Origin of the sequence: Microbacterium sp. AG790, assembly GCF_003634765.1 — a bacterium.
Taxonomy (GTDB): Bacteria; Actinomycetota; Actinomycetes; order Actinomycetales; family Microbacteriaceae; genus Microbacterium.
The window spans coordinates 18,065-29,420 of the sequence record NZ_RBWZ01000011.1 but is presented as its reverse complement, the minus strand read 5'-3'; the positions used below and the strand labels follow the sequence as shown (position 1 = coordinate 29,420).

The 11,356-nt window shown below is 69.5% G+C and carries 10 protein-coding genes; 1 reads left to right on the top strand and 9 read right to left on the bottom strand.

Annotated elements, in window-relative coordinates:
- Positions 1-11 precede the first annotated feature (11 nt).
- Positions 12-878 (bottom strand): acyl-CoA thioesterase II, encoded by an 867-nt coding sequence (locus tag DEU37_RS12270; RefSeq protein ID WP_121190944.1) that lies wholly within the window; start codon positions 876-878, stop codon positions 12-14.
- Between the two features lie 56 nt (positions 879-934).
- On the opposite strand from DEU37_RS12270, the gene DEU37_RS12265 reads away from it, so the two are divergent.
- Positions 935-1,603, top strand: a complete 669-nt coding sequence (locus DEU37_RS12265) for a hypothetical protein (RefSeq protein ID WP_121190943.1) — start codon at positions 935-937, stop codon at positions 1,601-1,603.
- A gap of 34 nt (positions 1,604-1,637) precedes the next feature.
- On the opposite strand, the gene DEU37_RS12260 is transcribed toward DEU37_RS12265, so the two are convergent.
- The 8 genes from DEU37_RS12260 to pepN all read right to left on the bottom strand — a co-directional run bounded on the left by DEU37_RS12260 (position 1,638) and on the right by pepN (position 11,306).
- Complete coding sequence (locus DEU37_RS12260) at positions 1,638-3,299, bottom strand: FAD-binding dehydrogenase (RefSeq protein WP_121190942.1); 1,662 nt, start codon at positions 3,297-3,299, stop codon at positions 1,638-1,640.
- A 41-nt stretch (positions 3,300-3,340) separates the two neighbouring features.
- On the bottom strand, positions 3,341-3,799 hold the full coding sequence (locus tag DEU37_RS12255) for a globin (protein WP_121190941.1): 459 nt from the start codon (positions 3,797-3,799) through the stop codon (positions 3,341-3,343).
- Entirely contained in the window at positions 3,796-4,941 is a 1,146-nt protein-coding gene (locus DEU37_RS12250; protein WP_121190940.1) for a mechanosensitive ion channel family protein, read from the bottom strand. Before DEU37_RS12250 ends, DEU37_RS12255 begins: the two co-directional genes overlap by 4 nt.
- Positions 4,942-4,951: 10 nt before the next feature.
- Complete coding sequence (locus tag DEU37_RS12245) at positions 4,952-5,674, bottom strand: response regulator transcription factor (protein ID WP_121191060.1); 723 nt, start codon at positions 5,672-5,674, stop codon at positions 4,952-4,954.
- The gene (locus DEU37_RS12240; RefSeq protein WP_121190939.1) at positions 5,671-6,915 is read right to left on the bottom strand and encodes a sensor histidine kinase; all 1,245 of its coding nucleotides are present in this window, start codon (positions 6,913-6,915) and stop codon (positions 5,671-5,673) included. Before DEU37_RS12240 ends, DEU37_RS12245 begins: the two co-directional genes overlap by 4 nt.
- A gap of 10 nt (positions 6,916-6,925) precedes the next feature.
- Positions 6,926-7,741: an ABC transporter permease gene (locus tag DEU37_RS12235; RefSeq protein WP_121190938.1), complete on the bottom strand. Its 816-nt coding sequence runs from the start codon at positions 7,739-7,741 to the stop codon at positions 6,926-6,928.
- A complete protein-coding gene (locus tag DEU37_RS12230) occupies positions 7,738-8,649 on the bottom strand; it encodes an ABC transporter ATP-binding protein (RefSeq protein WP_016465099.1) in 912 nt (303 codons plus the stop codon). Before DEU37_RS12230 ends, DEU37_RS12235 begins: the two co-directional genes overlap by 4 nt.
- 110 nt (positions 8,650-8,759) lie before the next feature.
- Positions 8,760-11,306, bottom strand: a complete 2,547-nt coding sequence (gene pepN, locus DEU37_RS12225; RefSeq protein ID WP_121190937.1) for an aminopeptidase N — start codon at positions 11,304-11,306, stop codon at positions 8,760-8,762.
- Positions 11,307-11,356: the final 50 nt, after the last annotated feature.

Genomic DNA, 11,356 nt, shown 5'->3' with positions numbered 1-11,356 from the left:
GTCACCCGGTATCAGGGGACGCGGACCATGATCTCCTGCCCGACCGAAGCGACGAGGTCGCCCTCGCGCGTGAAGATCCGACCCGACGACAGCCCGCGCCCTGCGCGCGCGCTGGGCGAGTTCTGCACGTACAGCAGCCACTCGTCGACGCGCACGGGCCGGTGCCACCACATCGCGTGATCGAGGCTGGCGACCTTCAGCCCGGGCTGCGACCAGGCGATCCCATGACCGCGCAGCACCGACTCCTGGATGGTCAGATCGCTCATATAGGCCAAGACGGCGCGATGCAGCGCGGGATCGCTCCCGATAGGCCGCTTCGCGCGCATCCAGACGTTCTGGGCGGGTACGTGCTCGCCATGCACCGCGTCGTAGATCGCTCCCTCGGCATGCACGACCTCGATCGGGTTGCGATCCAGAAGGCGCTGCGACAGCGGATGCCGCCGCGTCGTCTCCCATCGCGCGAGCGCCTCTTCGGGACCGAGGACGTCCTCCGGCATGCGGCTCTGGTGGTCCAGGCCGGCATCCTCGTGTTCGAAGGAGGCGATCATCGAGAAGATCGGCACCCCGTCCTGGTAGACCTGCGTGCGGCGCGTGGAGAAGGAGCGGCCGTCGTGGATGCGATCGACCGACAGGGTGACTCCCCGCGTCGCGTCGCCGGGGCGCAGGAAGTACCCGTGCATCGAATGGGGCACGCGATCGTCGCCGGTCGTCCTGTCCGCGGCGATGATGGCCTGGGCCAGCACCTGGCCCCCGAAGATGCGGCCCGTCGGCATCGGGTGGGAGATCCCGGTGAAGATGTCCTCGGTCGTCCGGGCGTCACCGGAGGAGATATCCAGGACGTCCAGCATTTCGGCGACCGGATCGGTCTCGCCGCGCATCCCTGCTCCCACACGCTCTCCGTCCGTGATCCGTACCGCTTGATAGTTTAAGTCGGATGTCTGCACAGCTGTTGTTCCCCGACCCTTCGACGACGTCGGACGTCCTCACTTTCGCCGATCGCGCTGCGAGACTCGGTGACGGCGCCGTGCGCCTACGCGCCGCAGGGGGGACACTCGCGCTGACGTCGGCGCCGCTGGCACCCCAGAGCCTGCTGGAGTCCACCCCGACCGTGCTGGGGATGCGGTTCGTGCGCGTCGACCCCGAACTCGAGTGCGATCTCGTCGTGGATGCCGCGTCACTCACGATCGGCGACGACCCGCGCGCGGTTGTTCTCCCCGACTCCGCCGTCACGGCACCGTGGGCGGGAGTGTCTCCGCCGCGGGGCGGCTGGGTGGATGAGAGCGGCGTCGAGGCCGCCACACTCGCCTCGCGCGCGCAATGGGGCATCGCGGCCGTGGCCGAAGCGGTCCCCGAAGCCGCCGGCGAAGACGTGGTCCGGCTCGTGCGCGCCCAGGTCTGGGGGGAGGCCGACGGGGAGCTGGGCCAGCTGCCGCGTGGGGTGGCGTTCGCCGCCTTCGCTCTGGGCTTCATCGCCGGTGGCGAGACGGCTGCGGTTCGGCGCAGCGGCCCGTGGACGCGGATCACTCTGCAACGCGGGCACGTGCTGACACGGACGCGCGTGCACACGGGGCTGACGGAGGTCCGGGCGACGGGCGTCGCCTGAAACGTGATCTGACCAGCCCCGCGGCGATGGCACACTAACCGGCTGCCGCCCGTCCCGCGATGCGACCGGAGAAGAGGCATCCGCCGACGAAGGTGCCCTCCAGAGCCCGGTAGCCGTGCACACCGCCGCCGCCGAAGCCCGCCGCCTCACCGGCGGCGAACAGCCCCGGGATCACGGAGCCCCGTTCGTCCAACGCCCGTGCCGACAGGTCTGTCTTGATGCCCCCGAGAGACTTCCGCGTGAGGACGTGGAGCTTGACGGCGATCAGCGGCCCGTTCGCCGGGTCGAGAATCCGGTGAGGTGCCGCGGTGCGGATGAGGCGGTCGCCGCGGAACGCGCGTGCGGATCTGAGCATCGCGATCTGCGCATCCTTCGTGAAGTCGTTGGCGATCTCGCGGTCACGCGCCTCGATCTCGCGGCGCACGAGCTCCGGGTCGAGCACCTCGCCACCGGGAAGGGCCCGCATGCCCTCGATCAACTCGTCCAACGACCTGCGGACGACGAAATCCGCTCCCCGGTCCATGAATGCTCTGACGGGACCTGCGGCTCCCTTGCCGAGTCGCGAACGCAGCAGCAGACGCACGTCCTTCCCGGTGAGATCGGGATTCTGCTCGCTTCCGGAGAGCGTGAACTCCTTTTCGATGATCTTCTGCGACAGCACGAACCAGGAATGGTCATGTCCCGTGCGCCGCAGGTGCGCCAGTGTGCCGAGCGTGTCGAACCCGGGGTACAACGGCACCGGGAGGCGCGCACCCGTCGCCTCGAGCCACACCGACGACGGGCCCGGGAGAATCCGGATGCCGTGGTTCGGCCAGATCGGACTCCAGTTCTGGATGCCCTCGACGTAGTGCCACATGCGGTCCCCATTGATCAGGTGCGCCCCGGCCGCCCGCGCGACGGGCTGCATGGACCCGTCGACGTACGCGGGGACGCCCGTGATCATCCGCGTCGGCGGCGTGCCCAATCGCGCCGGCCACTGTGCGCGGACGAGATCGTGGTTGCCGCCGATGCCGCCGGAGGACACGATCGTCGCGGCCGCGAGGATCTCGAACGAGCCGACGACGTCGCGCGACGTCGGCTCTCCTCGCGCGGCCGCTGAGGGGGCGAGCACGTCGCCGTGCGCGCCCGTCACACCCCCCGCGTGGGTCATCAGCGCCGTGACGCGGTGACGGGGGAGGATCGTGATGCGCCCGGTCGCTTCCGCGGCCTCCACGGACGCCTGGAAGGGCGCGACCAGTCCTGGGCCTGTTCCCCAGGTGATGTGGAAGCGCGGCACAGAGTTTCCCGGGCCCGTCGCGTTGTATCCACCGCGCTCCGCCCACCCGACGACGGGGAAGAAGCCGACCCCCTTCTCCCGCAACCAGGCCCGCTTCTCTCCGCTCGCGAAGTCGAGGTAGGCCTCGGCCCACTGGCGCGGCCAATGATCATCGTCGCGGTCGAACTGCGCCGTGGCGAACCAGTCCTGACGGGCTAGCTCGAGGGAGTCGGAGATTCCGAGCCGTCGCTGCTCCGGAGAATCGACGAAGAACAGGCCGCCGAACGACCAGAACGCCTGGCCGCCGAGGTTGGCGCGTGGTTCCTGGTCGACGATGATCACGCGCCGCCCGGCGGCGGCCGCTTCCGTCGCGGCCACGAGCCCGGCAAGGCCCCACCCGATCACGAGCACGTCCGCCTCGTGATGCTGTGACTGTGCCATCGTCGACTCCTTCGTCGTGGTCCCGTGCCGGAGGGGGAGCGTCAGCTCGTCGGATCCGCGGGATGAAGCGGTAGCGAGGATGCCGTGGGGGTCCGTTCGGGACCGATCCCACTCGGCTCGAATGTGTTCACCATGGCATGCGCGGCGCGCTGGAGGTAGTCCCAGAGTGTGGCTTCGTGCAGCGGAGACAGCTCAAGCTCGTCCACGGCACGGCGCATGTGCGTCAACCATCGATCCCGCGCGTCCGGATTGACGTGGAATGGCATGTGCCGCATGCGCAGACGTGGATGCCCGCGTCGTTCGCTGTACGTCGTCGGTCCGCCCCAGTACTGCTCGAGGAAGAGGGTGAGCCGCTCGGCGGCGGGGCCCAGGTCGTCCTCGGGATACATCGGCTTGAGCACGTCATCGGCGGCCACGCCGCGGTAGAAGGCATCCACGAGCCGCACGAAGGTCTCGTGCCCGCCGACCTGCGCATAGAACGTCTCCGCGTCGTCGCTCACGAACTCTCCTCATCCGTCTTCTTCGGTGCCGTCGTCGAGCCGTCCGGGGACGTCGCGGCATCCGCCCCGCCGGAGGCCGTCGGCGCGGGGGCCGCCTTTCCGCCGCGCTTGGGCTTCCAGATGCCCTTGCCGTCCGCCGTCGCGACGGGTGTCGGCCGCGTGCGCGGCGGGTTGGCGCCGCGCACGCGCTGGGCGCCCTCGAGGCCGGCCAGCATGACCGTGTTCATCGACGGAAGGGTGACGCCCATGTCGTCCATCGCCCGCTTCAGACGCATCCTCAGTTCCCGGGCGACATCGTCCTTCGCGTTGGCACGCGTCTTCATGACGAGACGGATGACGAGCGCGTCGCCGGTGATCGACTCCAGGCCCCACACCTCGGGCTGCTCGATCACGCGGGTGCGCCACTTCGGATCCTTCGCGAGGTTCTTCGCCGTGGCGAGCATGGTCTTCTCGACCTGATCGATCTCGACGTCGACAGGCAGAGCGAGGTCGATGATCACACGAGACCATCCCTGGGACATGTTGCCGATGCGGGTGATCTCGCCGTTGCGCACATACCAGAGTGTCCCGTTGACGTCCCGGACGTGCGTGATGCGGACGCTGACGTACTCCACGATGCCGGTGGCCAGACCCAGATCGACGACGTCGCCGATGCCGACCTGATCCTCGGCGACGATGAAGATGCCGTTGAGCACATCCTTGACGATGTTCTGCGCGCCGAAGCCGAGGCCGGCGCCGATGGCCGCCGACAGCAGCGCGAAGGAGCCGAGCGCGTCGGGAGCGATCCGTCCGAAGATCAGCAGGATGGCGATGGTGACGATCGCGACGTTGACGATGTTCTGCAGGATCGACCCGAGCGTGCGGGTGCGCTGCACGAGCCGCATGGCGGCAAGCGGTGAGCGCTCCAACGCCTGCGTGTCATCGACGTTGGCCTTGCTCTTGGCGCCGGAGACGATCCGGTTGACGATCCGCCGGATGACCAGGCGCAGCACCCACGAGACGATGAACGCACCGACGATGATGCCCGCGCTCGTGAGGAGGTTCACCCCGGCCTCGCCCAGCCAGGTGAGGATCGCCGTCCACACCCCGGGGTCGATCACGGGGGCCGTCGCTCCGCCGCCGGAGTCAGAGAAGTACCGCATCTCCTCGATCCTAACGAGGCCGGCTCTGCCCGTTCTGGGAACCCGCGGGGGAGTCGTCGACCCACCCACCCCAATGGGCGATGATGACGGCCTGAATGCGATCTCGCGCACCCAGCTTGGCGAGCACGCGACCGACGTGGGTCTTCACGGTCGTCTCGCTGAGAAACAGCTCGCGCGCGATCTCGGCGTTCGTCAGCCCGCGCGCCAGCGCGAAGAACACGTCCTTCTCCCGAGGCGTGAGCTCGCCCACCCGCGCCTCGATGGCCGACCTCTCGGCATCGTCCACGGAGGGCGACGCGGGCGCCCGGACGGCGCGCCGACGCAGCACTTCACGGGTCACCCGCGGCGCCAGCACGGCATCGCCGGCTGCCACGGCGCGAATGGCCGTCACCAGCGCGCTGCGCTCGACGTCCTTCAGCAGGAATCCGCTGGCCCCGGCATCCAGAGCGCCGAAAGCGTACTCGTCGAGGTCGAACGTCGTGAGCACCAGCACCCGCGTCTCCGGCGCCTCGGCGACGACACGCGCCGTCGCCGCCACACCGTCCAGGCGGGGCATGCGCACGTCCATGAGCACCACGTCCGGCCGGAGGGCGATGCACAGGGCGACGGCGTCGGCGCCGTCGGCGGCTTCGCCCACCACCGTGATGTCGTGCTCCGCGTCGAGCACCAGCCCGAACCCGAGCCGGATGAGCTGCTGGTCGTCGGCGATCACGACACGGATCGGCTCTGTCATGCCGACGTCCTCCCCGGCGGTCTCGGCACGGTCAGCCGGACACGCCACCGGCCGTCGGGCCGGCGGCCCGCCTCCGCGACGCCGCCGACGCGAGCGGCGCGCTCGTGCAGTCCGCGGATGCCGTAGCCTCCGCCGGATGCCGGGCCCTCGACCCCGTCGTTGACGACCTCGACGACCACTTCGCTCGCCGTCGACGAGATCGTCACGGTCACCTCCTGCGCCGACGGCGCGTGCCGGATGACGTTGGTCAAACCCTCCTGCACCACGCGCGCGACGGCTAGGCGCACAGGGAGATCTGTGATCTCGCCACCGGTGGTCCGCAGCACGACGGGCACGCCCGCGCTTCGGGCGGCCGCGACGGCGTCACGGACGGTGTCGCCGTCGAGCGGCGCCAGCGGCGCCCGCTGGGCGTCGCCATCTCGCAGCACACCGAGCATGGCGCGCATCTGGTCGAGCGCCCCCCGGCCGGTCGTCGCGATCTGCGCCGTCGCTGCGCGCGCACGTGGCGCGTCATCCGTCGCCGTCGCCCCCTCAGCCAGCGCGACCATCACCGTGAGCGAGTGCGACACGACGTCATGCATCTCCCGCGCGATGCGCGCGCGCTCGGCGGCAGCGGCGAGCTGCGCCTGCTGGGCACGCTCCGCCCACAGCCGACGAGACGTTTCCATCAAGGCGGCGACATAGCGCGCGCGATTTCCGACATTGACGCCGACCAGGCACCCGACGAGAAGTCCCACCGCGAGAGCCGCGCACCCGTTGACCGCCGTAGACCAGGGCAGCACGCCGACCAGGACGGTGGCTCCGGCAGCCATCGCCGCCCCACCGACGACGATCCCCGACGCGATCCACGCGGCCGACGACCCCGCGTACACCGCGACGGCGTAGACGGCGACGGCCGTCGTAGCCGCTCCCACCCCCGCACCGGATGACACGGCGAGAACGGCGCCCACGGCCGCGAGCGAAAACGGCACCAGCGGGAGACGGCGACGCCAGAGCATCGCCACGCACGCGAGGGTGAGCACGACGACGACGATGGGACGCACCCCCGTCCACAGCCGCGCGTCGCCGGCGAAATCGTCCCGTCCTGGGGCGGGAAACGTCACCAGGGCGGTGAGAAGAGCGACGATGACGTCGGTCAGGCGAGGATGGCGCGCCCAGAAGCGGCGGATCACGCCGGGTGGACGCGGAAGCCGCAGCTCGCTGGACCCCGTGTCCAGCGAGCTGCGGCTCTCAGCGGTCATCTCCTGCAGCTCAGGCGTCCCGACCGCGCAGGCTCGCCCAGGCTCCGAGAAGCAGCGCGGCAGGCCATGCGGCGAGAGTCGCCACGCCTCGCAGCACGTCCTCACCACCGGCGGTGGTCGCGGACTGCGCCCCCGACATCGGCAGATAGGCGCTGGCATCCACGATCCACTTCCAGCCCTCGCCGGCGAAGGAGAACATGCTGAGGACGATCGGCAGGACGAACAGCACGCCCACGGTCGCCGCGATCGCGCCGGCACCGTTACGCACGATGAAGCCGAAGCCGAGACCGATCAACGCGAACGTCGCCATGGCGAAAACGCCCGCCAGCAGCGGGAACCACGACGTCTTGGGGTCGGACCAGTCGATCGCGGTCTTGAGGATCGGGGCCGTCACCAGGGCGGCGATCGCGTAGGTGATCGCCGTCGTCACGGCCAGCACCACGGCCACGACGAGAGCCTTGGCGACGAGCACCGCGCCACGGCGCGGCTCCGCGGTCAGGGTGGAGCGGATCATGCCCGTGGAGTACTCGCCGGTGATGGCGATCGCTCCCAGGATGCCTGCGACGAGCATCGTGAACTGCATCGGCATGACGATGACCATCACCGGTGCGAACCCCGCGTCGAAGTCGCGCAATGCGGAGGCCATCAACAGCGAGATGCCGACGGACAGAGCGACGGTGATCGCGAGTGACCACCAGGTCGAGCGCAGCGACAGGAGCTTGAGCCACTCGCTGCGAACGACGCGGGGGAAGGTGAGGTGGTACGGCGAGCGGGGGGCAGGCGTCGGCGAGGCGGTCGATGCCGTGGGGGCGGTCGCGGTGCTCATGCGATCTCCTTCGTCTTGTACTGGACGGCGCCTTCGGTGAGCGCCATGTAGGCCTCTTCGAGCGAACCGGTTCGTGGTGTGAGCTCGTGCAGGGGGATGCCGCGCTCAGCGGCGAGGTCGCCGATCGCGCGAGCGCTGACGCCTGCGACGAGCAGTCCTCCGTCGCCGGCATCGGTCACCGTGACGTCCGGCGAGCCGAGCGCTGCGGCGAGATCGGATGCGCGCGGGGTACGGACGAGCACCTCGTTGCGCGTCCATGCCCGCACCAGCTCGGGAAGGGGCGCGTCGGCGATCACGCGTCCGCGACCGAGGACGATCACGTGGTCGGCGGTCTGCGACATCTCACTCATCAGGTGGCTCGACAACAGCACGGTGCGGCCTTCTCCCGCCAGATGACGCACGAGCTGACGCACCCACCGCACACCTTCGGGGTCGAGGCCGTTGACCGGCTCGTCGAGAATCAGCGTCTGCGGGTCGCCGAGAAGCGCCGCCGCGATGCCGAGTCGCTGTCCCATGCCGAGGGAGAACTTCCCTGCGCGCTTGCCCGCGACAGCCTCCAGACCGGTGAGGGCGATGACCTCGTCGACGCGCGTGTTCGCGATGCCGTGGGTCGCCGCCATGGCACGCAGGTGCCCACGCGCCGAACGCCCCGTGTGCACGGCTTTCGCATCGAGCAGCACGCCGACCTCCGTGAGCGGTGAACGACTCTGCGTGTACCGGTGCCCACCGACGCTCACGCGGCCCGCCGATGGGGCGTCGAGCCCGACGATCATGCGCATGGTCGTCGACTTTCCGGCGCCATTGGGGCCGAGAAAGCCGGTCACCTGCCCGGGTCGCACCGTGAACGAGACGTCGTCGACGGCGGTGGTGCTTCCGTATCTCTTCGTGAGGTTCTCAGCAACAATCATGCTTCGACGCTACGGCGACCGATGTCGGCACCACATCCTGCGAGAGGATGAGATCAGCCGCGCACCCTCGTCCGGACGAAGGATGCGCGGCTGAGCGTGGCGGGACGCGATCAGCTGTCGGCGTCGCGCTCCTGCACAGCGAGGGCGCGCTCGACGCCCGCGAGGTTCTCGTTCACGAGTCGGCGGAGGGCCGCCGGGGCCTCGGTGTGCGAGGCGAGCCACTGACGGGTCGCGTCGCGCAACGCCAGGGAGGCGAGCGGCGCGGGATACAGCCCCGTGATGAGGTAGTTCGCGATCTGGTAGGTGCGCGACTCCCACACCGGCAGCAGCATGTCGAAGTACGGCTGGACGAACGATTCCAGCGCCGCGATGCCGGCGGGGTGCACGAATCCGAGAGCGGCGGAGCGCACGACGGTGTTCGGCAGGTCGGCGCTGTCGACGAGCGACGCCCAGGCCGCACGCTTGGCCTCGACCGTGGGCAGGGCCGCTTTCGCCTGCGCCGCGAACTCTCCGCCCTTCGCCGTGTTGTCCGCTGCCAACGCCGCATCGATCTGCTCGGACGAGACGACGCCGCCGGCTGCCAACGACACCAGCAGCGCCCACGAGAGGTCGGCGTCGATCTCGAGTTCAGGCAACGTCAGCTCACCGTCGCGCAGAGCGCGCACCGTCTCCCACTGTGCGGCCGTCGCCGCTGCGGAGGCGAAGGCCGTGACGAACTGGAGCTGGCTGTCGCTGCCCGCCTCGGCGCCCTGAGCCAGCGCCCACAGGCCGTCGGCGACACGCACCCGCGCAGCCTCGCGCTTGTCGGGAGCGACGTACGCGTTCGCCGCGAGCTGCAGCTGCGCGAGGGTGGTGCGCACCGTCGTGGACTCGGTTTCGGCGCCGATGTTGCGCAGGACCAGATCGATGTAATCGGATGCCGACGCCTCGGCATCCCGTGTCTGATCCCAGGCCGCACCCCACACGAGCGAGCGCGCCAGCGGATCGCTGATACCGGCGAGGTGGTCGATCGCGGTGGTCAGCGAGCGCGGGTCGAGACGGATCTTCGCGTAGGCGAGGTCCTCGTCGTTCAGGAGGATGAGGTCGGGCTGACGCTCACCGACGAGTTCGGGCACCTCCGTGAGGTCGCCATCGACGTCGAGCTCGATGTGGCGTGTGCGCACGAGCGCCCCACCCTCGAGCGCGTAGAAGCCGACGCCGAGGCGATGCGGACGGATCGTCGGGTAATCGGCAGGCGCGGTCTGCACGATGGCGAACCGTGAGATGACGCCGTCATCGCCCACGCGCAGCTCGGGTGCCAGTGTGTTGACGCCAGCGGTCTCGAGCCACTTCTGCGACCAGCCGGACAGGTCGCGGCCGCTCGTGGCCTCCAGCTCGACCAGCAGGTCGGACAGCTCGGTGTTGCCGAACGCGTGCTTCTGGAAGTACTGACCGACGCCGGCGAAGAAGGCGTCGATGCCCACCCACGCCGCCAGCTGCTTCAGCACGGAGCCACCCTTGGCGTAGGTGATGCCGTCGAAGTTGACCTGCACGTCTTCGAGGTCGTTGATCGTGGCGACGACCGGGTGCGTGGAGGGCAGCTGGTCCTGGCGGTACGCCCAGGTCTTCTCCATCGCGTTGAAGGTCGTCCACGCCTCGGTCCACTCGGTCGCCTCCGCGGTGGCGATCGTCGACGCCCACTCGGCGAAGGACTCGTTGAGCCAGAGGTCGTTCCACCACTTCATGGTCACCAGGTCGCCGAACCACATGTGCGCCAGCTCGTGCAGGATCGTGACGACGCGGCGCTCCTTGACGGCGTCGGTCACCTTGCTGCGGAAGACGTACGTCTCGGTGAACGTCACGGCCCCGGCGTTCTCCATCGCGCCGGCGTTGAACTCGGGGACGAAGAGCTGGTCATACTTGGCGAAAGGATAGGGGACGCCGAACTTCTCCTCGTAGTACGCGAACCCCTCACGCGTCTTGTCGAAGATGTACTCGGCATCCAGGTGCTGCCAGAGGCTCTTTCGGCCGTAGACACCGAGCGGGATGACGGCGCCCGAGGCGCTGGTCAGCTCGCTGAAGGTCGCTTCGTACGGGCCGGCGACGATGGCGGTGATGTAGGACGAGATCCGCGGGGTGGGCTCGAACGCCCAGATCGCGGCGCCACCATCGCCGGCCACCGGCTCGGGCGTGGGGGAGTTGGAGATCACCTTCCAGGCGGCGGGCGCCGTCACGGTGAAGCGGAACGTCGCCTTCAGGTCGGGCTGCTCGAACACGGCGAACACGCGACGGGAGTCGGGAACCTCGAACTGCGAGTAGAGGTAGACCTCGCCGTCGACCGGGTCGACGAAGCGGTGCAGGCCCTCGCCGGTGTTGGTGTACAGGCAGTCGGCGTCGACGATCAGCTCGTTCTGGGCGCGCAGACCCTCCAGCACGATGCGAGAGTCGCCGAAGGCGGACGCGTCCACCGGGGTGCCGTTGAGCGTGATCTCGCGGACGTCGCGGGCGATCAGGTCGATGAACGTCGACGCACCTTCGGTCGCGCCGAAACGCACGACCGTGCGTGAGCCGAACACCTCCGCCCCACGGGTGAGATCGAGCGCGATGTCATACGACTGCGTGTCGACGATCGCGCGGCGCTCCTGCGCCTCGATGCGGGTGAGGTTCTCTCCAGGCACTGCGGTACTCCCGTGGGTGAGGGGTGGGGTCTGAACCATCCGGCACTGCT